Origin of the sequence: Rothia mucilaginosa ATCC 25296 (assembly GCF_000175615.1) — a bacterium.
Taxonomy (GTDB): domain Bacteria; phylum Actinomycetota; class Actinomycetes; order Actinomycetales; family Micrococcaceae; genus Rothia; species Rothia mucilaginosa.
In genome coordinates this window covers 70,280-91,652 of sequence record NZ_ACVO01000009.1, presented here as the reverse complement: position 1 = coordinate 91,652, position 21,373 = coordinate 70,280, and the positions used below count along the sequence as shown (strand labels likewise).

Here is a 21,373-nt window from a genome sequence, read left to right as displayed (position 1 = left end):
CCGAGAACCCCATGTCGAAAGACATGGGGTTCTTTGTATATCCGGGTATGTCAGGGAAATACTGCAGGGTGCACCCGGGAAGATTTACCCGGGGAGATTCAGCGCTCTATCTGTAGCATCTGTAGCGCCTCCTCTCTCCCTTTCCTCCCCCAAAAAAAGAACAAACAATAGCCGCCCGCCAGAGTAAAACTCTAGCGGGCGGCTATCTCTCATAAAGCACTCCCTCACGCCGCTAGCGGCGCCTCAGAAAGTCCTAGAGAAGGAAGATACGGGGAACGCTTATGCGTTCTTCCAGGGGTCCTCCACGGGACGAGCTGCGTTGTAGGCTGCGGCGCCTGCAACACCCAGAGCAACCAGCAGACCCAGGAATGCCAGGCCCTTACGGGGGCGCTTGCCGCCGTTACGCTCAATACGAGCCAGTTCCTTCTCAGCGGCGCGAACGGTCTTTGCGGTAGCCTTACGAGCCTTCTTTAGAGCCTTCTTGTTGCCGGTCAGCTTCTCAGCGAACATCTCAGCGGTCTTGCCTTCCAGCGCGGACTCAACAGCAGCCAGAGAAGAGACAATAGCCTGAGCCTTAGCAGCCTTGCGTGCCTTACGCTTCTTGCAGCAGAACATGGGGTGACCTCCATCGGTTGAAATGCGCCAGCGGCCAGAAAACGCCGCCGCGCGCGTAGTGTTCACCTCTCAGGATATTCAATTCCCGCCCAAAAAGCCCGCCCAACGGTGCGCCCGGGGCGAAAAAACATGTTAGATGGCGAATGAGCGCCGCCCCGTGCCACAATAGAGCCATGACTAATGCAACTGCTAAGGCAACTATCCACACTAACTACGGTGACATCGTCGTCGAGCTCTTCGGCAACCACGCACCGCTGACTGTTGAGAACTTCATCGGCCTGGCTGACGGCTCCCGTCAGTGGAAGCACCCCCGCACCGGTGAAATCATGAACACCCCCCTGTACAAGGACGTCGTGTTCCACCGCATCATCAAGGACTTCATGATTCAGGGTGGTGACCCCCTGGGCATGGGCGTTGGTGGCCCCGGCTACCAGTTCAAGGACGAGATTCACCCCGAGCTCTCCTTCTCCAAGCCCTACCTGCTGGCAATGGCTAACGCCGGCCCCGGCACCAACGGTTCTCAGTTCTTCATCACCACCGTTGAGACCCCCTGGCTGAACGGCCGCCACACCATCTTCGGTGAGGTTACCGACGAGGCATCCAAGAAGGTTGTTGACGCTATTGAGGGCGTTGAGACCGGCTTCCAGGACCGCCCGGTCAAGGACGTTGTCATCTCCTCGATCGACATCGAAAAGCTCTAATAAACCCCATCAGAAGGCTCATACGAGCATTCTGCTGAAGGTGTTGAGAAAACACGTATAGTTCAGGGGCCCGCCAGGATTTTTCCGGTGGGCCCCTGCGCTTATATGCCCCCACACCACCCCGGCTGATCCGGCACACAACCCCTGGAGGTTCAGTGGAGAACTTTCCCAACTACGCAGGCTACGGGCAGAGCCCCACCGTCTGCGTTAACCACCCCAACCGCGTTAGCTACGCCCAGTGCAAGCGCTGCAACCGCACCGTCTGCGGCGAATGCCAGGTGGCGCTGGATGTGGGCATGGTCTGCCCCGACTGCTACCGCGAACTCACGGGCGGTAGCTCGAAAGCACAGGGTTCGAAGGCAAAAGGCTCGTTCCTGGCGCGCCACTGGCATATTAGCTACACGCTCATTCTGATTACCGTCGCGATGTACGGGTTGCAGCAGCTTATTCCCAACGAATGGGTGGTGAGGCACGGAGTGATCTGGTGGCCCTACGTCCAGCATGGCGAGTACTACCGCATCATCAGCTACGGTTTTCTGCACGCGCAAAATGACCCGATGCACCTGGTATGGAACATGATTAACCTCTTCATCTACGGTGTGTCCCTTGAGCGCATGATGGGGCGCTGGAAGTTCCTCTTCGTGTACCTGGGCTCTATCGTCTTTGGTGCCCTCGGCGTGTACGTGCTGACTCCCGGGACCGGCGTGGTGGGCGCCTCCGGAGGTATTTTCGGCCTCATGGGCTCGTTCATGACCCTGCTGATCATCATGAAGCAGAAGGACACTGCACGAGTGTTCGCTATGATTACCGCAGTGAACGTCATCTATAGCCTGATGAACCCGTCGAATATTTCCCACGCATGCCACGCGGGTGGTTTTGTGGGTGGTGTGCTGCTGACTCTGCTGTTCGTCCCGTTCGTGGAGAAGCCGGAGTCCTCGAATCCGCCGCAACAGAGTCCGCAGCAGTGGCAAAACGGCAGGTACTAAGCCTGAAAATACGTGAAAAATCTTCAGAAAATCCGGCACAAAATCTTTGGAGGGTCAGTGGAGAACTTTCCCAACTACGCAGGCTACGGGCAGAGCCCCACCGTCTGCGTCAACCACCCCGACCGTGTCAGCTACGCCCAGTGCGGGCGCTGCAACCGCACCATCTGCGGCGAATGCCAGACGGCACAGGATGCGGGTGTAGTCTGCCCCGAATGCTACCGTGACCTCAATGGAGGCGCCTCGAGCCCGACGCGTTCCTTCATCGCCCGTCACTGGCATATTACGTACACGCTCATTCTGATTAACGTTGTGGTGTACGGTCTGCAGCTAATCATCCCATTCCGTTGGATGTACAACCTCGGCATGATGTCGGGTCCCCGTGTTCACCATGGTGAGTACTACCGCTTGATCACGCACGGGTTTGTGCACTCGCAGAATGACCCGATGCATATGGTGTGGAACATGATTTACCTCTTCATCTTCGGTGTATCTCTCGAGCGCATGATGGGGCGTTGGAAGTTCCTCTTCGTATATATGGCTGCTACCTTGGGGGCTGGCCTCAGCGTGTACCTCTTCGACTACTACCGCGGCGCTGTGGGCGCCTCAGGTGGTGTGTACGGCCTCTACGGTGCCTTCTTCGTGATCCTGCTTCTCAGGAGGCAAAAGGACACTGCGCGCCTCTTTATGCTGCTCATCGGCATTGGTGTGGTGCAGAGCCTCTTCCACCCGAATATTTCCCATGCGGGACACTTTGGCGGTCTTGTCAGCGGCGCACTAGCAACCCTGCTGATTATCCCGTTTGTGAAGAAGCCGGAGTCCTCTCAGCCGCCGCAGCAAAGCCCGCAGCAGTGGCTCAGTGGAAGGTATTGAACCCGAAAACCCGCGGAAATCCGCCGCAGAAGAGGGTTATCCACAGAGGTTTTCCACACTGTGCATAACTACATTCGTGTAATTTCACGATTGTGAGTACATGTTAAAAACCTGTGGATACAGGCTAAAACAACCGAATTACACAGGGTGAATTACACGGGTGTAAGAGTTTTCCCCAGATTTCTCCACAGATGTGGAAAACCTTAAATACCAGGGTGTGTGTAATTACAAAAAATTCCGGTGCTACGCACCAACAAAAGTGCCCGGAAGGATTAACCTTCCGGGCACTTTCACGTATCGAACCCCTCACGGGGCGAAGAAGCAGCGGGTGCGAACCTAGTTCGCCTGAGCCTCCGCCTCCTCAACCTCCTCGGGGGTGAGCTCCACGCCGGTGTACAGGCGGAACTGCTCAGCAGCCTGCAGAGCAATCACCTCACCGCCGTGAATAACTTCCTTACCCGCCGCGCGAGCCGCACGAACCAGCGGAGTCTCAACGGGCATCGCCACCACGTCAAAGACCACCTGCGCCTCAGCAATAGCCTCCTGAGGGTAGGACAGCTCCTCGCTCTCCTCACCGCCAGCCATGCCAATCGGGGTCACGTTCACCAGAATCGGCGCTCGCAGGTTGCCCACCTCCGGCGCCCAGGCGTACTCGTAACGCTCAGCCAGCGCGCGGCCGGTCTCCTCGTTACGGGCAATAATCATGCCCTGGGAGAAGCCCGCATCAAAGAACGCACCAGCCACAGCCGCAGCCATACCGCCCGAACCGCGCAGCAGGAACGGCAGAGACGGATCCACATTATGCGAACGCAGCAGGGAAGCCACCGCAATCACATCCGTGTTGTACGCCTTCAAGAAGCCGTCAGTGTTCACAATCGTGTTCACCGCACCAATAACCGCAGCCGAGTGGTCCATATCGTCCATCAGCGGGATAACAGCCTGCTTAAACGGCATAGACACCGAGCAGCCACGAATACCCAGAGCACGCACGCCGGCGATAGCACCCTCAATATCGGTAGTGGTCATCGCCTTGTACAGGTAATCCAGACCGTGCTTCTCGTACAGGTAATTGTGGAACTTAATACCGTGATTCGACGGGCGACCAGACAAGGAAATGCAGACCGTCGTATCGCGGTTCAGCGCCGGGCGAGCCATCTTAAGCCTCGCCGCCAGCGTTGAGGGTGTTCTCAATCAGCTTCTTCACCTTGTTGCGGCTCACCAGGTCAGCGACCACAAAGTGGGTGTCGCCGGTATCCACGGTGGGGACGGTCGCGTTGCCGTCGTTGAGGGACTTCACGTGCGCCTCAGCCTGCGGATCCTCCCAAATGTTGACCCAGGTAGCGTGGTCGCCCAGCTCGCCCAGCTTAGAATCCAGAGCCTCGCAGTAGGGGCAGCCGGGGCGCCAATAAATGACGACGCCGCCATCCTTCATGACCTCGCGTGCCTTCTGCTGATCGGACTGCTGACGTTCAAACATAGTTCCTCCATAGACGGGGTGCTCCGCGGTATTCAGGAGGCACTGAAACCTACCTGAGGGCGCAGCTCAATAAGTTGACATATCAAGCATAGCCTGAGGTTACAGGGGCAGGGGAGAGGTCCTCATAGGGCGAACGCTCGCGCCGCACTCCCACAGCCCGTGTAGCACTCCCGCAGAAGCCTTCGCCCTGCCTCCCAGAACCCTTCACCCTGCGCTCCAGAAGCCTTCATCCCGTGCATTAACGGCATACGCCCCACACCAAGGTTGCCGGACCAATGATGCGGGGCGTATACAGTTCGCGAGAAAGCGCGAGCACTTGTGCTGAGTAAGAGTAAAAGAAGAGTGAAAACAGGCTACCAGGCGGTAACCGAAGCTGAGCAATATGCCGAGTGAGTCGGTGAATGAAAGAACCCAGGCGGGGCAGAACGCCCCATTGTTTGAGAGAGATGTTGAGTGAAAACCTGTAATGCAAACCCAGGGAAATGGCGCCCTACCCCATGAGGAAGCGAAGCAGAGCGCCAATCCAAAGGAGGCTATCGCCTTACTTGCCGAACTTCTCGGTCAGCTTGGAGACGTTCTCGGTCACGACCTCTTCAACCTTGGCAACATGCTCGTCGGTGACGATCTCCTTGCCAGCCTTCTCGTTGATGACTTCCTGAGCCTTGTCGAGGCCCTGCTCAACGGTACCCTTGATATCGAAGCCCACGGGGGCCTCCTTTCTGCGCTTTCGCGCTCTAAAGCCTCACTCTTGGTGAGGGGTGATTCGCCCGTACGGGCGAAATCGGAGTGTGATGCTTTGGCGGACGAAACCTGCAAGCTGGGCTTGTATGTGACGGTCAAACCCAGTGTAGATGCTATCCATATGCCGGACTATGCGCATCGAAACTTTACAGCTCACGGATTGCGTCCGTCGATAAGTGTACATACCCGCGAAGGCAAGAAAAACCACCCTCAGAAAACGTGGCGCCACTTTTGACCAACGACCAAAAAATTATGGCTTATCAGCGCGTTATTACAGGTGATGAGCGGAGGAAATTTGCAGAAACTCGCAGGAAACTTCCAGCTACGAATATCGTTCAAAACCCCAAAAACGCCCCTATGACACCCCGCCGATTTATGACAGACCTCAGCGCCCAACCCTACAACACCGGAATATCCGTAGGAGTAGCGCCCGCTGCCCAATCATGAGACGCCGCAAAACCAGCAACCATCGGCAAAAAACGAGGCGCCGCATAGCCGCGCACAGCATACGCAGTCGCCACCGCATCCGCGGCAGCCTCCAGCTGAGAGGTCGGAATCAGCGCCATCACCGCGCCACCAAAACCTCCACCCACAATACGGGCACCCAGTGCACCCCGATCCAGGCACACCTGCACCGCATCATCAATCTCAGGGCGAGAAACACGCAACTCATCACGCATCGACACAAACGACTCCGTGAAAATACGGCCCGCCTCCTCAAACGCCGCGAAACCAAGCTCATCAGCATGCTGCAGCAAATAGCTCGCACGACCCACCAGAGTCATATCGTGGAACGCATGACGCACCCAACCACGCGGGAACGAACACGGGCGACCCGCGTCCTCCAGAGCATCCAAGGCACGATTCACCGAAGAATCTACCAAGTCAGCACGCCACGCCTTCGCAGCACGCGCATCCATACCCGCACATGACAAATCCTCCGGTAGGGCATCACGCAAAAAACGCAGACCCAAAGCGTCAGCGCACGCCTCAGACGCCGCACGACGAGCCGCAAAACCGCCATCCGTCAGCTCATGCGGAGTGTTCGTATCAATCACCAAAAAACTCAAGCCATGCTGAGCAATATCCACCGCAACCGGCTCAATCGAAAAATCACGGAAATCAACCACCAGAGCCTGCTCCGGATACGAACGCAACGACGCCGTCTGATCCAGGCCACCCGTATGCGCGCCAGCCATCTTATTCTCAGCCGTAATACACACCTGAGCCAGACGCGCACGCAACGCATCACTATCAGCCGGGGTAGCATCCGCCTCCGGGCACTCCTCACGCACCGGACACGAGAGCTCCAACAACGCCAACGCCGTCGAACACTCCAAAGCCGCCGAAGACGACAAACCGCCACCCACCGGAACACGAGAATTAATCAGCAGATCAGCACCAAACTCATCGGGCAGCATAATATCCCTGCCACCCTCCTGATTCATCGCCCACGCAACACCCGCCACATAGGTGAACCAGCCCTTCAAATGACCCGGCTGAATATCGCGAATCACAACCGTGCGCTCATCGCCGGGCATCTGCAAAGAAGCCGCGCGCAACACACCATCACGACGCAACGCACCCGCCACATAGGTACGGTACGGCAACGGCATCGGCAGGCACGAGCCACCCAAAAAATCAATGTACTCGCCCAAAAGATTCAGGCGCCCAGGCGCAGACCACACACCATCCGGCTCATAACCATACGCAGTAATAAACTCCTCACGCACACGCGCAATCTCCGCGCTATGGTCCGGAAGAGCCGCCCACTGGGCGGTAGCGGTCATCGACATGGAACACCTCTGATAAAGCCCAACGGGGCACTAAGACATAAACAACACCCCACTCGCACCAGATACCCAACGGGCAACAGCGCAAGCACGTGTCACCTCTAGACTAAAGCAGACAACCGGCGAACATCGACTCAGCCGCCAAACCGCGCCGGTATCAGAGCGCGGCAGAGCAGCCAGCACCAACGCACGCAAAAGCCCCGCACCCCCACAAGGGGGGGGCACGGGGCACCATACACAACTAATAAACCAAAAGAGGAACAGGCGACTTACGCATCCTGCGTATAAGGCTCCTGCACCACCATCATCGAATCAATCGCAGAAAGCAGATCCTGGCGGTAACGGTTAAACGCATTCTCAATCAGAGGAACATCGCCACTCGCCACAGCCTCCTGAGGCGAAATCAGCGGCAGAGTCTGATACTCCTCCACCAGGCTCAACGCAATATGGGTCAACAAACGGGCACGACGCAACGCCTCCGCATGACCCAAACCAAGAGCCTGGAACTCATGAGCCATAGCCACCACAGGCTTCAACTCACGCGGGTGCAGAGTCAAACTCAAACGCACCACCTCAGGGCACTCACGAATCGGGTACAGCAGGGAGAACAGCGTATCGCCGCGGCGAATCATCGAAGCGCGAATAGCCTCCGGATTCGCCTCAGCCTCCTCAGACATCGACTTCGGGGCACGAGCCAGAATGTAATCCGCCAACAGAATCAGAAGCTGCTGCTTATTCTTCACGTGGTAGTACAGGGCGCCGGGAGCCACGTGAAGCTCCTGAGCGAGTCGGCGCATGGAAAGGTCCGCCAAACCGTAGGTCGCCAAGACCTCGTAGGCGGTATCTAGAATCTTTTCACGGGAAAGTACCACCCTTTCATTTTAGGGTGTTCAAATCTGTAACGTGAGCAAGATGCACCCCACGGCAAACAAAAACCCCACAAATACGCGGCACAAACCCAAAAAGCAATGTTGATTCTCACTCACCCGGAGCGAACGGTTCGCGTTTCACGAGCACTTTTCCACCAAAACCACTCCAGCACACACAGAATAGGTAGCCGCCCACGCTCTCGGCATAAAATCACGTCTTAAACCGCCCAAAACCGCCAAGACAGGTAAACCTCGCGGGCGCACGCCCCAAAATCAGGTGTTTAATATTCGGTATGAGCAATGCATTTTCTGAACTAATCGAGCGCGCCACTGCAGGCGAAGGCCTCAACCGCGAAGAAATCCACACCCTCCTCGTGGATGGTGAAGGCCAGGACTTCGCCCTCATCGAGGCAGCCTCCGTCGTGCGCCGCAACGAATTCCGCAACATGATTGCGATCCACACCGAAGATGAAGCACTCGCCGACGCACTGGGCACCCGCTCCATCGCCGTGGACTCCTACGAAGTACTGGATATCTCCCGCGATATCGACTCCGAAGAACTCGCGGCAACCATCGAACGTATTGCTGAATCCTCCGCCATCGGCGTGACCGTACTACTGCCCGAAAACGCAGTACCCATGATGCTCATGCGCGTACTGTCCATCCTGCGCCTGGCGGCACCCTCCAAGGTCATTCACCTGCCCGAAGGCTACGAACAGTCCCTGCGCTCGCTGACCTCCCTCGCAATGCACGTGGTCAGCGCTATCACCATCACCGACGACATTGAGCAGTGGCCCATGGTCAACGAGGTGCTCAAGGCACTGCGTCACGGCGGCATCGTCATCTCCGGCACCGGTGGACGCGACGCCCTCGCAGGCTACCTGCGCTACCTCTCCGACCTGGGCGTGGACCTCATGGGTCACCGTGATGCACGCGGCTCCGCCTGCGGTTCGGTCGACGGTGGCGGCTGTGGATGCGGTTCGGGTGGCTGCGGTAGCCACGAGGAGCCGGCACCTTCCGCCGGTGGTTGCGGTTGCGGTTCGGGCGGATGCGGTTCTTCCGCTGAAGCTCCCGCTGAGCCTCACGGTCACTCCCACGGTGGGGGCGGTTGCTGCGGCGGCCACGACGAACCGAAGGAAGAAAAGGGTGGTTGCTGCGGTGGTCACGACGAGCCTGAACCGGTTGTCGAGGAAGCCCCCGCTGGTGGTTGCGGCTGTGGTGCTGGTGGATGCGGTTCTAAGTAGCCCGCTAACAGCAACTACCCTAATCGATATATTCCAAATATAGAATTTTCCCCTGAATAACCTGCTGAAAAGCAAGGATATTCAGGGGAAAACTCTATATTCCATAAAGAGTATTAGGCTTAGAGGTAAACACCACCACAATAAACGCTGCAGAACCCCCATATCCGAAAAGCGGAATGAGCCCCTCCGGTAGAGTAGAAAGACGTAGCCGACTAACCCTAGCCGCGCGAAAGGAACAACACCGGACCAATGCTTTACCTCTCCGTTATTGTCATCATCCTGATTGCGACCGTGTTCATGGTCAGCGTCGGTGACCGACTCAACCTCCCCTGGCCGGTCATGATGACCCTGCTCGGCGCTGCCGCGCTCTTCATCCCCAACCGACCGGACATCACCATCGACAGCGACATCATCCTGCCGATCTTCCTTCCGCCACTGCTGTGGGCCATCGGCGTTAAATTCTCCTGGGGAACCCTGCGCCGCCGCTGGAAATCCGTACTGCTCTATTCGGTCCTGCTCACCACCGTCTCCGCCCTGGCAATTGCCGGCGCAGCCATGTGGTGGGTCCCCGGCATGACCATCGCCGTCGCCCTCGCCGTCGGTGCCGCCGTCTCCCCGCCCGACCCCGTCGCCGTGGAAGCAGTTGCTGAGCCCGTCGGAATTCCCCGCCGCCTCATCGGTACTCTGCAGACCGAAGGTAGCTTCAACGACGCTATCGCAATCGTCCTCTTCCACGCCGCAATTCACTCCATGACCAGCGGCCACCACATCGAGCCGCTCTCGGTCGCTAAAGACTTCGTGCTCGGTTCAATCCTCGCGGTCATTATTGGTTACATTTTCGGCTGGCTCGGCGGCTACGTTCGCCAGCGCGCCCACGACGTGGTCACCAGCAACGCCGTGACCCTCGTGATCCCCTTCGGCGCCTACCTCGCTGCTGAAAGCGTGCACGCCTCCGGCGTTATTGCCGTGGTCATCGGCGCTATCCAGTTCACCAGCACCAAATACATGGCGGCACTCGAAGCGGAAGAACGCCTCTCCTCCACCTCCTTCTGGCAGATCATTGAGCTGCTCATGACCGGTGTCGCCTTCGGCCTCATCGGCCTGCAGGCAAGTAGCATCATCGCCACCGCCGACCCCTCCCGCACTGCAGGCCTCTTTGTTGACGGTGCACTGGTCGCACTGGTCGCCATCCTGGTGCGCCTCATCTGGTTCACCATCGTCTGGCTGGCAGGACGCAAGAACCCCATCCACGAGGGCGCCCCCGAAAGCTTCGCCGAAGTTATCGTCATGACCTGGTCAGGCATGCGAGGCCTCGTGACCCTGATTCTTGCCCTGTCTATCCCCGTGGTCAACGGCACCGAACAGGTCCGCCAGGACGCCATCGTCATGATGCTCTCCGTGCTCTTCTTCACCCTCGTGCTACCCGGCCTGACCCTGCCCATGCTTGTAAAGGTCCTTGGCGTGCGGGCTAACCACGAAGAAGAAACCGCCGTACCCGAACTGCTCAAGATCGCGCAGATCGCAGCCCTCGAGGCACTGCAGGCTGAAGCGAAGGCAACCACCGACCCCGAGACCTACGCCCGCGTGAAGGAAATGTGCTCCGCTATCACCCGCCGCGATGAAATCAGCGAGGCGCTGCCCGAAGAATACAAGCAGCACATGGAGAAACTTAAGGACAAGAGGAACGACTTCGTGCGCCTGCGCGACGCCGCCCTCGTTGCCGCGCAGAACGAGGTTATTTCTGCTCAGGACCGCTACGACTCCCACGACGTGACCCGCGTGGTGCGTAAGCTGGATATCCTGGCGCAGGCCGAAAGCATCCGCTCCTCCGGCATGTTCATTCTGCCCGCCATGACTGCCGGCGCGGTTGCCATGGAACGCTACAACCTCTGGAAGAAGCACCAGGGCGCCCTGAGCACCCGCGCAATCCCTGTGGTTGAGAACGCGCCCGCCTCGCCTCTGGTCACCAATGAGGTAACCCCCACGTCCTAGCCGGTACCTGCACCGCGTGCATGCACGTTACGTTTCTGCTCCTGCCTACGCCACCGAGATAAGCCCGTTGGTCTTTAGCTCACAGGCGATAGACAAGGGCAGAAGCAGATTAAGCCTCAACTATCACCTAAAATGAGACAGGAAACGTAGTGACCGTACGTTAGCTCTCTCAAACTCACGAACACATTGAAAGTAGACATGGATTTCAAGACTCTCTCGCCTGCGTACCTGACCTCCCTCGGCGTGATTTTTTGCGGCGCACTCTTGATCGGAACCTCCAACCCCTGGCTCCTGTGGCTCGGCTGGATCCTTCTGATTCTTGCGTTGGGTCTGAACGTCCTTGCTTTTGTGCTGTCCGTGGGTAAGGCGAAGGGTGACCCAACCCCCGCACTGGTGACCAACCTGGACGGTTTCGAATCCTCCGTTGAGAACCGCATCCGCGAGCGCTCGGAGCACCGCCGTGAAGAGCGTGAAGCTGCTGAGCATGAGGCAGTTGAGCACGAAGCTGCGGCGCAGGCTAACCAGGAAGTAGCTCCCGCTGAGGCTGCTGAAACCGTTGAGGCGACCGAGCCTGCTGAAACTGCAGAGGTCCGCGAGGAAGAGCCCACCGAATCTCAGCCGATTGTTGATCATGCCCCCGGCCGTATGAGCGTTCTGCCCTCGCGTCCCCGTTCGGGTCGTGCCCCCAAGCCCCGCTCCAACGCACGCTAGGTAGGTCGGTAGTGAATACGAAGTTTTTGCTTTCCCCGGCGTACCTGGTTTCTGTTGCCCTGATGCTTTCCGGCGCGGTGCTTTCCGGTGGTCGGTTCATGCTGATCGGCTGGATTCTGTGCATTGTGGGTGTCTGCCTGAACGCCATGACCCTGGTGGTGCTGACGAATCGCGAGCAGCTGTACACCATGGAGGCGAAGGCTGCCCGAGGCACCCGCCGCGGCTTTGATGACCGCCCCGCTGTGGTGCAGCGATTGGACGAGGCTCCGGCTACTGACAGCGCAGACGAAGGATCTGCGGAGTCCGTCGAGGAAGCCGCAGAAGAGCCCGTTGAAGCACCCGCGCAGAAGACCAACTAGGGTGTAACCCCCTAAGACGTAAAAGACCCCCGCAGAGGGTATCTGACGTGAATAAAAGACCGTAACCGCCCCCGTACAGGGGAGTGGTTACGGTCTTTTGTTGTGCCTGAACGCTCACCTCGACTAACGCTCGTCGAATACTTTTGTCTTTTGGGGAGGGGTGAGCGCAACGGGGTCTTTAGCGCTGAGTACCCAGCTTTTGCGCCGCGAAATCCGCGTACTCCTGCACGTGCGCGCGAGCCTGCTTGGTCAGCGCCTTATTCTCATCCAGGATGCGCGCCGACTGCGCCGCCATCAGCTCCAGGTACTGGCTGTCGCGGGTTTTCTTCCATGCGGTGCGTGCCGCCTCCAGCTCGGCGAAATCGTTGAGCGCCTGACGCTGCATCGTGTAGCGGACCCACATGAGCACCAGAATCAGCACCAGCGGAATGAGGCACGCCCAGCTCTGCCACAGCCCGTACAGTGCCGCCGCAATGGCACCCAAAACAATCAGCACCGGGGAAATGGAGACGATGGGGGAGTCCGGGCGGTTCTTCTGGTTCTTCACGAGTGATTCACGCGCCATAGCGCGGAAGGTGTCGGAGAAGCTGGACGGGTCGTAGGACTGAGCAGGCTCGGCCTGCTGGCTCTTCTGAGACTGATCCTTGCCGGGCTGGGGTTTGGGGGATTTAGATGAAGGCGGGCACATAGAAACCTCACGGGGGGGTACACGGGGAGTAATGGGAAAGCGGGTGTTTCACGTGAAACGGGGGAGTAGGCGGTGAGTGCGCGTGAGAGAAGCGGCGAGTACGCGGAAGCGGGTGGCAGGCACTCTGCGCTCGCCGCGCCTAAATGCCATCTCGGCAGCTTCTACAGGGAAGCCTCAATGAACTCGTACGCCTTATCCACACAATCGGTGGTGACGGCCTTGACCTCATCGGGGGAGTAGCTGAAAGACGCCGAACGGTCAGCGTAGCGGTGCATGTCAATGTCGTTCCACGAGTCGCCAATCGTGTGCACCTCATAGGAGGTGCCCGGATGCTCGGACTGCAGGTGCTCCACCAGATGCTTCAATCCGCTACCCTTGGTGCAGGCGGGCGGCACAATATCCAGGAAATCCTGGTTCTTGTGGCAGTCCACCGAGTCGCCAAAACGCTCCAGAATCCAGGTGTACGCCGCCTCGCGGACCTGCGCATCCGGGATCCACAGGGGCACACCCACGTACTCGTGGTTCTGCAGGTCATCAGCCGCCAGGGGAGTGAACTCCGGCAGAATATTCGTCGAGGAGCCCACCCGGTCGCAGAGGCTGTAATCGTTATCCAAGGTCGTGGCGAACAGTGCCACACCGTCCACGGTGCTGAAATGCTCGTAGCATGCCTGCACAACACTCAGCGGAAGAGGCTGACGGTAAATCACCCGGTAATCCCGGTCGGTCACCACCGCGCCGGTGTACAGCACATGGTAGTCGAAGCGGATGGCGGTCGGCTCCAGCGCTAGTCGCGTGGCAAAAATGCTCTTACCGGTGCAGGAGACCGCCAGGTTACCCTCCGCCTGCCAGCGGGCAATCGCCTGCTCATTGGCAGGTTCCACGGCACGGTTAAACAGGATCGTGCCGTCCAAATCGAAAGCCATCAACTTGGTCATACAAACTCCTTCTCGGGAGGGCTACGTTGCCGCGAATTACGCACTGCAACCTGTGTAAAACGGGGGTGCCGCCGGTACTTCAAGTGTACCGACCGCACCCCCGCCACTTGAGATACAGCCCCTGAATCTCACGCCCTCATAGAAGGGCGAAGGGCTCATCTCTCAGATTTTTAGAGAGCCAGGAAGCCCAGGTACGAACCGAGGATACCCACGGCAAACAGAGCGAAAATCAACCAGATAGCGTTGACCTTCTTCTTCAGCAGCCACATGCACAGGAAGCACAGACCCAACGATGCAAGACCCGGCAGCAGGTCGTTCAGCACCGACTGAACGGTAACATCCACCATCGCGCCAGCCTGGTTCTTGTAGCTGGTCAGCGGCAACGGAATGTTCACGCTCGTCCAGCGGTACACCAGCGCACCCATCACGAACAGACCCATCACGGACGCACCCTGAGTGATCTTCTGCAGGGTGTTACCGCCCGCCTCAGTCACAATCTGGGTACCCTTCTCGTAACCGTACTTGAAGCCGTACCAGCGGGTCGCCCAACGAATCGCGGACAGGCCGAAGAAGAACAGCAGCGGGCCCAGAATATTACCGGTCACCGCCAGGGACGCGCCCAGAGCCGCCAGCACGATACGTGCGGTACCCCAGTAAATCGGGTCGCCCACACCAGCCAGCGGGCCCATCAGGCCCACCTTCACGTTGGTGATTGCTGCCTCGTCAATGTCCTTACCGGATGCCTTCTCACGCTCCATCGCAGCGGTCACACCCATAATCGAGGATGCAACCCACGGCTGGGTGTTGAAGAACTCCAGGTGACGGGTCAGTGCCTCCGCCTGGTCTTCCTTCTTGGTGTAGAAGCGCTTAATAGCCGGAATCATGGAAACCGCGAAACCAATGGACTGCATACGCTCGAAGTTAAACGAACCAAGCAGGAAGGTGGAGCGGAAGTAGGTTTCGACCTTATCGCGCTGGGTGAGCTCGGGAACTTCAACGAGCTCGACGTTCTTGTTCTCAGTCATGATGATGCTCCTTACTCGAGCTCGTTATCGAGGTCGTTTGCTGCGGCTGCCGGTGCTGCGGCGGGTGCCTCGCTCTTATGGAAGAGCGGGTTCAGCTGGGTGTACAGCAGACCCAGGCAGGCGCCCACAATACCGATAGCAACCAGGTTGAACTGTGCCTGACCGGACAGGGTTGCAACGAGATCCTTCGCGCCCTCGGTGCCAGCAATCGAAATCGACTGGGTTGCCGGGATAGCAGCAGCGGCAATGAAGCCGAGGAAGAAGAAGGGCATGAGAGCCTTCGAACGCATCATGTTGATGACCATTGCGAAACCAACCACGGTAATCATGCCACCTGCGATACGCAGACCGGTGGTCACCTCGGCGGGAATCATGTCCAGCAGGCGGGTCAGCTCTTCGGAGCTAATCAGCGCCACAATAGCGGTCGGGATGGCCACACGCAGACCCTGCAGAGCCATACCGCTAATGTGCATCAACTCAATACCGCGGAAGTTTGCCGTCTTCGCGAAATTATCAGCCTGATGCTGGAAGAACACCGTAATGGTACGAACGAAAATGGTCAGAACCTGACCTGCTGCCGCTAGCGGCACAGCAATCGCAATACCGGTGGTGATGTCCTGGTGACCCTGAATCACAACAACAGCGGAGATAGTGGACGCCAGAGCCGAGTCGGGAGCCATCGCCGCACCGACGTTCATCCAGCCCAGTGCGATGAGCTCCAGTGCGCCACCGAGCATAATGCCGGTGGTCGGGTCACCCAGCGCGCAACCCATCAGGGTACAAGCGACCAGGGGGCGGTGGAACTGACGCTCGTCCACCACGGATGCGACGCCCGCAATGAACGCCACGAGAACAACGAGAATAAACGTCAGGGCGCTCATGCGTCCAGGCCTTTCTGCTTGAGGATTTTTGCCAGGTCAACCGGGGAATGGTTGGGCAGCTGCTGAACGGTCAGCTTCACGCCGCGCTTGAGGAGTTCGCGGTATGCCTCGAGGTGCTCCTCGGAGGCGTACACCGCGTCCGAAAGCTGAACCATGCCGGTCTTGAAGGTGACGCCACCAACGTTCACTTCGTTGATCTTGACGCCTTCGTCGAGCAGTCGCACCACGTCAACGGGGGATTCCACGACGAACATGGTCTTCATACCGGTGTACTTGGGGTTGTTGTACACACGGCCCGCCTTAGCGATGTCCAGGACGTTGGTCTTCACACTGGTCGGCGCGACCTGCAGCAGCAGGGACTTGCGCAGCTGATCGTGTGCCGCATTATCGGACGCCGCAATGAAGGTCTGCGGCGCGATATGCGGAACCCAGGTGCCCGCCACCTGACCGTGAATCAGGCGGGAGTCGATGCGGGTGAAGATAGCGTCCATGGTGCCGCCGGGAACCTGCTGAGCAGCCGGAACTTCGACCGCCTTGGTCTCTGCGGGCTTCGCCTCGGCAGGCTTAGCGGCTGCGGGCTGGTTCGCTTCCTGGAAGGAGCGAATACCCTTGGTGCCCGCCTTGTGTGCCTTGGCGACCAGGGACTTGAGGGTTGCGTTCTTACGGCCTGCGCCGGAGATGACCTCAATAAGCATCGGTACGTTGACACCGGAGACGACGTCGACGCCCTCGCGGGTGGCTGCGAACTGCGCACCGGCGTTGTAGGGGCTACCGCCGAAGAGGTCGACCAGCAGCAGGGTTTCTTCTGCGTCGGATGCCTCAACGATGCGGGTGTACTCTTCGACGAGATCTTCGGGGCCCTGACCCGGCAGGAACGTGACCGGGTGGACGTTTTCGAAGTTACCGAGGATCATGCCGGCGGTCTTCAGCAGAGCCGGAGCCGACTCGCCGTGTGCCGCCACAATGATAGTGACCATAGTGGTCCTCTCGTTTTCGTGACATGGTGTGTATAGGGCCCGTGAGGGGCCTCATAATTCTCAGATAGTAACACGTTGTTTTTGTGTTTTGTGGGTTTTCTCTAAGCATGCACACTTTAGGTTCTTGTGACATTTTTATCGGTGTTGGAATATGGGTTTTTGATGTCAAAACACGTATTTATTGCCAGGGTGTAAAAAATTTAAACAGAACACCGAAAAATGCTTGCCCGTACGAAGGGGAAGGCGTTATTCTCGCGAAAATTCGGGAATGTTGGCGTCTTGCTGGTGGACTGACGAGATGTTTGATGTGGAATATACGGATTGCATGAGCGCGAGAAAAAGATTTACAAAGAAAATACCGAGCAAAAAAATGAGTGTGCGAATCAAAACATGTGGGAATAATAAAAAACCCACATTTTCCTGCGGTCTGTCCACAGAATGGTATTTCTGGAAGACGCAGCTAAGAACCGTCATTTTCAAAATTTAAATCGACGCGCTAACGCGCGAAAGAAAACCCGGGAAAACGACATTTTAGTGACAGGTTGTATCTATAAATAGCGGCTCACCTTTAACGGCCACGTTCCGCCCGGCAGTGCTTCCCTAGACTCCTTGCTTTAGACTCTTCACTCGAAACCCTTACCGGGATTTCCTCACCGGGATTTCGGGCATAGAAAAAGCGACCGAGAACCCCGGTCGCTTTCTACAGGGCATACGCTACGCGTTAACGCCCCACATATCCCGCGCCAGACGCGCAATATGAATCGTCAAATACGTCAACTCATCACGAGTCAGGCTCTGCTTCAGCTGCATCTGCAGTACCAGCAAAACCTTCTGTGCACACGCGTAGGCGCGTGGTGCATCCTCACGAAGAGCCGCCAACAAACTCGGCTGCGACACCTCATCAACATCCTCCGCACGATTTGCGGAGGCGCGGCTCGCCCGCACAAACAGGTACCTCAGATGCGTCACAAAACGTGCCGCACTCATTGAGTCCGGGTCGATCTTCCGCTCGTAGCTCGCCTCAATAATTTCAAAAACCTGCGCGAAAACCTCAGTCATGCGGAATGCCTGAGACATATCCGCCGTCGCAAATTGCGCGTTGACTAGGTGCAACGCCAAAGGAATAGCCTCATTCGGGTCCAGCTCAACCTGCAGGCGCTCGCGAACCATTTCCAAAACCGTGCGGCCGTACTCCACCTCGCGCGGGTAGAGAACAGTCACCTCCGGGGCGAGCGGATACTGCACCCGCACCCCGTCACGCGCACGAACCACCGCATAGTGCAGGTGATCAGCCAGCGGAAGAATAAACGAGTTCGACAGCTCCAGTGCACCCTCGGCGCGCACCTTCGACTCCAAAAGTGTGGCAATCGACAGAATCTCCGCCGGGATCTCAGAAAGAGTCATGCTCAGGCGCTCACCCGACATACCCTTCTCAGGCACAAACGTCTGCTCCACTGCAGACGGGTCAATCAGCTGGCCCTTACGCTTACCAAAGGCAATGCCGCGACCAATCATCACGGACTCCTTGCCGTAATGATCCACAGTGAGGACAACATTGTTGTTATAAATACGGCTAATGCGCATGTGTCCTCCTCTGCGGGTGTCGGGGCGCCTGTGTCGGGGTGGCACACTGAAACGATAAAAGGCGATTGAGTATCACCTAAGCTACTACAAATTTTACCGAAAGATTGAACCCGTATTGAAGGGTTAACGCGCGTGGTTGGGATAATGGGCGGCGCGAAACTGTGCCCCAGCTGTGATGCAGGCAAGCATTCCATAAGTTTGCGGCTGAAAACCGGCTCCCGCCCCGCCGTGAACCCTAAATCGCGATACTCTTAATCACATGAGCAGCAAAGCAACCGAAATCGCAAAGAACCTTCCCGCCCTCGAGCATCCGGACGGTAGCCCCATCCGCGCCCTCGTCGTTGACGATGAGGAGATGCTCAAGGAACTCGTCAGCATGGGTCTGAAAATGATCGGCTGGGAGGTGCAGTCCGCCGGTGACGGCCCCTCCGCGCTCGCGATTGCCCGCGATTGGCGCCCCGACGTGCTCGTTCTGGACATTATGATGCCCGGCTTTGACGGCCTGGAGCTGCTCTCCCGTATCCGCAAGTTTTACCCCGAAGTTCCCTGCCTTTTCCTGACCGCTAAGGATTCGGTCGATAACCGTATCGAAGGCCTTGCTGCAGGTGCGGATGACTACGTGACCAAGCCCTTCTCTATGGAAGAAGTCATGATTCGTCTGCACCGCCTGGTGCAGCGCTCCGGTGTTGCCGCCATTGATGACGCTGAGCTGGTCGTCGGCGACCTGGTACTGAACCAGGACACCCGCGAGGTCACCCGCGGTGGCGAGCAGATTAATCTCACCGCAACCCAGTTCGACCTGTTGCGCTACCTCATGGAGAACGCGAAGCGTGTGGTCTCCAAGAGTCAGATTCTTGATAATGTCTGGAACTACGATTTTGGTGGTCAAGCAAATATTGTGGAGCTGTACATCTCGTACCTGCGTAAGAAGATTGACGTGGGCCGCGAACCGATGATTCACACCGTGCGCGGTGCCGGTTACGTGCTACGTCCCGCTGTCTAAGTTTATTCTCTGCTCTTCATATGGCGCGGTATAACACCCGGTTATACCGCGCCATATCAGTTATATTCCGTATTTTGAATATAGAAAGAAAGGATGCTCGTGGGCTCCTACTCACCCGGTGAACCCGCCTCCCCGGATAACGAAGCAACCCGCCCCCTGTGCGCGGGTGCCCCCGCACGAGACGGCGCCGCGCCCTCGCCGGGGAACTTCTTCGTGCGCCTACGCGCCGCCTGGAAGAGCATGAGGAACCCCGAGGCATCCCCCGAAGAACTCGGGTACGTACCCCACCTGCGTTCGCGCCTTATCGCCATCCTCGTGGCAGCCCTCGGCATCGCCTGCCTCATTATTGGCCTGTCCACCTACGTGACCCTGCAGAACTCCCTCTACCAGCAGGCGCAAAGCGACCTCAAAGAAACCAGCCACCGCGTAGTGCAACCGACCTCCCGAGACGGCAAGCGAGAAGAAGTGGACTGCAGCGACCTGCAGAAGAGCAGCTCTCTCTTTGCGCCCGGTCAGGCGTCCGGAACCATCATTACCTGTGTCGAGTCCGAAGGTGCCGTAGAAATTGCCAGCAAGCTCGCCAAGGACGGCACCGTACAAACCCTCTCCGCCAATGACCAGGTAACCCTCGGAACCATGGCACTGAACGCCACCAAAGAAGAAGTCCGAGAGGTCAAACTGGAATCCGGCCTGTACCTCATCAAAATCACCCCGAAGGCTAATAGCAGCGCCGACGCCCAGGTGGTTGGTATTCCACTCGCCAACGTGCAGCAGACCCTCACCATCTTCGTGATTGTGGTGTCCCTCGGGTCTATTGCCGTCATGGTTGGTGCTGGCGTGGCGGGCTCCTACATTATTCGCGGCACCATGAAGCCCCTGGAGCGAGTCTCCGCGGTGGCAACCGATGTGGCGCACCTGGACCTGGAAGAGCACACCATCTCCTCGGCGGTGCGAGTGGAGCCGCGTGATTCCGACCCGCGCACCGAAGTGGGTGCCGTGGGCTACGCCCTCAATCAGCTGCTCGATAACGTGAACTCTGCTCTGGAGGTGCGCGAACGCACCGAACATCAGATTCGCGCCTTTATTGCGGACGCCTCCCACGAGCTACGCACGCCCCTTGCCGCCATTAAGGGGTACTCCGATATGCTCCGCTGGACCGAGCCGCTCAGCGAATCCGGCCAGTCCTCCCTGGCGCGTATCGACTCGCAGACCGAACGTATGTCCCGCCTAGTTGAGGATCTGCTGACCCTCGCTCGCCTGGACGAGGGTCGCGAACCCAAGTTTGAGCAGGTTGACCTGACCGAGCTGGTGCTTGAATGCACCTCCGACATGCAGGCGGCAGCGCGCACCCACGAATGGCACCTGAACCTGCCCGACGAGCCGGTTGAGGTTGTTGCCGATCGCTCCCAGATTCAGCGCGTGATTCTGAACTTGCTCTCGAATGCTCGCAAGCACACCGATGGGGGTACGCGCGTGACCGCGGGTCTGTCGGTGGATGCTGCACGCCGTGAAGCCGTGGTGACCGTGGCCGATAATGGTCCGGGTATTGCCCCGGACTTCTTGCCGAAGATTTTTGACCGCTTCACCCGTGCCGATAAGGCGCGTTCCGGTTCGGATGGAACGACCGGTCTGGGTCTGGCGATTGTGCAGGCGATTGTGCAGGCGCACGGCGGTTCGATTCAGGTGCAGAGCCAGCCGGGGCATACGGTCTTTACGGTGCGCTTGCCCCTGGATGCCCGTCTTCAGCCTGTCACCTAGTTCAGTTGTCGCCTAGTTCAGTGCTTGGTCTACTGTCTGAGTTTCGTGTTTCTATTCTGTGAATGGCTACTTGAGGGGGTGGGGTGTGCTGTGTGTGCACTCTGCTCCCCCGCGGTGCTTTTGAGGGTTTATAACGCCTTGACGTGCTAAAACGCTAAATTACT

Annotated in this window: 21 protein-coding genes; 9 read left to right on the top strand and 12 right to left on the bottom strand. The window is 58.1% G+C overall.

Annotation, left to right across the window (positions count from 1 at the left end; translation table 11 throughout):
- Positions 1-279 precede the first annotated feature (279 nt).
- Positions 280-615 carry a hypothetical protein gene (locus ROTMU0001_RS02715; RefSeq protein ID WP_005504118.1) on the bottom strand — a complete coding sequence of 112 codons (336 nt, stop codon included), beginning with the start codon at positions 613-615 and terminating at the stop codon, positions 280-282.
- 173 nt (positions 616-788) lie between these two features.
- On the opposite strand from ROTMU0001_RS02715, the gene ROTMU0001_RS02710 reads away from it, so the two are divergent.
- The 3 genes from ROTMU0001_RS02710 to ROTMU0001_RS02700 all read left to right on the top strand — a co-directional run bounded on the left by ROTMU0001_RS02710 (position 789) and on the right by ROTMU0001_RS02700 (position 3,172).
- On the top strand, positions 789-1,316 hold the full coding sequence (locus tag ROTMU0001_RS02710; RefSeq protein ID WP_005508008.1) for a peptidylprolyl isomerase: 528 nt from the start codon (positions 789-791) through the stop codon (positions 1,314-1,316).
- A gap of 155 nt (positions 1,317-1,471) precedes the next feature.
- On the top strand, positions 1,472-2,302 hold the full coding sequence (locus ROTMU0001_RS02705) for a rhomboid family intramembrane serine protease (protein ID WP_005508007.1): 831 nt from the start codon (positions 1,472-1,474) through the stop codon (positions 2,300-2,302).
- 57 nt (positions 2,303-2,359) lie between these two features.
- On the top strand, positions 2,360-3,172 hold the full coding sequence (locus ROTMU0001_RS02700; protein WP_005508006.1) for a rhomboid family intramembrane serine protease: 813 nt from the start codon (positions 2,360-2,362) through the stop codon (positions 3,170-3,172).
- 336 nt (positions 3,173-3,508) lie between these two features.
- Here ROTMU0001_RS02700 and ROTMU0001_RS02695 read toward each other — a convergent pair whose 3' ends face one another.
- The 5 genes from ROTMU0001_RS02695 to ROTMU0001_RS02675 form a co-directional block, all read right to left on the bottom strand.
- A complete protein-coding gene (locus ROTMU0001_RS02695; protein ID WP_005504124.1) occupies positions 3,509-4,327 on the bottom strand; it encodes a shikimate 5-dehydrogenase in 819 nt (272 codons plus the stop codon).
- Position 4,328: 1 nt separating this feature from the next.
- Complete coding sequence (locus ROTMU0001_RS02690; protein ID WP_005508005.1) at positions 4,329-4,649, bottom strand: glutaredoxin domain-containing protein; 321 nt, start codon at positions 4,647-4,649, stop codon at positions 4,329-4,331.
- A 541-nt stretch (positions 4,650-5,190) separates the two neighbouring features.
- Positions 5,191-5,355, bottom strand: coding sequence for a hypothetical protein (locus ROTMU0001_RS02685; protein WP_005508004.1), 165 nt, complete (start codon positions 5,353-5,355; stop codon positions 5,191-5,193).
- A 433-nt stretch (positions 5,356-5,788) separates the two neighbouring features.
- Positions 5,789-7,186: a galactokinase gene (locus ROTMU0001_RS02680; RefSeq protein ID WP_005508003.1), complete on the bottom strand. Its 1,398-nt coding sequence runs from the start codon at positions 7,184-7,186 to the stop codon at positions 5,789-5,791.
- Between the two features lie 266 nt (positions 7,187-7,452).
- Positions 7,453-8,055, bottom strand: a complete 603-nt coding sequence (locus tag ROTMU0001_RS02675) for a TetR/AcrR family transcriptional regulator (protein ID WP_005508002.1) — start codon at positions 8,053-8,055, stop codon at positions 7,453-7,455.
- Between the two features lie 290 nt (positions 8,056-8,345).
- On the opposite strand from ROTMU0001_RS02675, the gene ROTMU0001_RS02670 reads away from it, so the two are divergent.
- The 4 genes from ROTMU0001_RS02670 to ROTMU0001_RS02655 all read left to right on the top strand — a co-directional run bounded on the left by ROTMU0001_RS02670 (position 8,346) and on the right by ROTMU0001_RS02655 (position 12,358).
- Positions 8,346-9,296 (top strand): hypothetical protein, encoded by a 951-nt coding sequence (locus tag ROTMU0001_RS02670; protein ID WP_005508000.1) that lies wholly within the window; start codon positions 8,346-8,348, stop codon positions 9,294-9,296.
- Positions 9,297-9,545: 249 nt separating this feature from the next.
- Positions 9,546-11,288, top strand: a complete 1,743-nt coding sequence (locus ROTMU0001_RS02665) for a cation:proton antiporter (protein ID WP_005507999.1) — start codon at positions 9,546-9,548, stop codon at positions 11,286-11,288.
- Positions 11,289-11,486: 198 nt separating this feature from the next.
- The gene (locus ROTMU0001_RS02660) at positions 11,487-11,999 is read left to right on the top strand and encodes a hypothetical protein (protein WP_005507998.1); all 513 of its coding nucleotides are present in this window, start codon (positions 11,487-11,489) and stop codon (positions 11,997-11,999) included.
- Positions 12,000-12,010: 11 nt separating this feature from the next.
- Complete coding sequence (locus ROTMU0001_RS02655) at positions 12,011-12,358, top strand: hypothetical protein (RefSeq protein ID WP_005507997.1); 348 nt, start codon at positions 12,011-12,013, stop codon at positions 12,356-12,358.
- 178 nt (positions 12,359-12,536) lie between these two features.
- Here ROTMU0001_RS02655 and ROTMU0001_RS02650 read toward each other — a convergent pair whose 3' ends face one another.
- The 6 genes from ROTMU0001_RS02650 to ROTMU0001_RS02625 all read right to left on the bottom strand — a co-directional run bounded on the left by ROTMU0001_RS02650 (position 12,537) and on the right by ROTMU0001_RS02625 (position 18,448).
- Positions 12,537-13,046, bottom strand: a complete 510-nt coding sequence (locus tag ROTMU0001_RS02650; RefSeq protein ID WP_005507996.1) for a hypothetical protein — start codon at positions 13,044-13,046, stop codon at positions 12,537-12,539.
- Between the two features lie 161 nt (positions 13,047-13,207).
- On the bottom strand, positions 13,208-13,981 hold the full coding sequence (locus ROTMU0001_RS02645; protein ID WP_005507995.1) for an HAD-IIB family hydrolase: 774 nt from the start codon (positions 13,979-13,981) through the stop codon (positions 13,208-13,210).
- A gap of 170 nt (positions 13,982-14,151) precedes the next feature.
- A complete protein-coding gene (locus ROTMU0001_RS02640; RefSeq protein WP_005507994.1) occupies positions 14,152-15,006 on the bottom strand; it encodes a PTS system mannose/fructose/sorbose family transporter subunit IID in 855 nt (284 codons plus the stop codon).
- 11 nt (positions 15,007-15,017) lie between these two features.
- Positions 15,018-15,887, bottom strand: a complete 870-nt coding sequence (locus ROTMU0001_RS02635; RefSeq protein WP_005507993.1) for a PTS mannose/fructose/sorbose transporter subunit IIC — start codon at positions 15,885-15,887, stop codon at positions 15,018-15,020.
- Positions 15,884-16,864: a mannose/fructose/sorbose PTS transporter subunit IIA gene (locus ROTMU0001_RS02630; RefSeq protein ID WP_005507992.1), complete on the bottom strand. Its 981-nt coding sequence runs from the start codon at positions 16,862-16,864 to the stop codon at positions 15,884-15,886. The genes ROTMU0001_RS02635 and ROTMU0001_RS02630 overlap by 4 nt, the downstream gene beginning before the upstream one ends.
- A 714-nt stretch (positions 16,865-17,578) precedes the next feature.
- Positions 17,579-18,448 carry a PRD domain-containing protein gene (locus ROTMU0001_RS02625; RefSeq protein WP_005507991.1) on the bottom strand — a complete coding sequence of 290 codons (870 nt, stop codon included), beginning with the start codon at positions 18,446-18,448 and terminating at the stop codon, positions 17,579-17,581.
- A 259-nt stretch (positions 18,449-18,707) separates the two neighbouring features.
- On the opposite strand from ROTMU0001_RS02625, the gene ROTMU0001_RS02620 reads away from it, so the two are divergent.
- Both ROTMU0001_RS02620 and ROTMU0001_RS02615 read left to right on the top strand, forming a co-directional pair.
- Positions 18,708-19,451: a response regulator transcription factor gene (locus ROTMU0001_RS02620; RefSeq protein ID WP_005507990.1), complete on the top strand. Its 744-nt coding sequence runs from the start codon at positions 18,708-18,710 to the stop codon at positions 19,449-19,451.
- 93 nt (positions 19,452-19,544) lie between these two features.
- Complete coding sequence (locus tag ROTMU0001_RS02615) at positions 19,545-21,209, top strand: sensor histidine kinase (RefSeq protein ID WP_155115036.1); 1,665 nt, start codon at positions 19,545-19,547, stop codon at positions 21,207-21,209.
- The last annotated feature ends 164 nt before the right edge of the window (positions 21,210-21,373 follow it).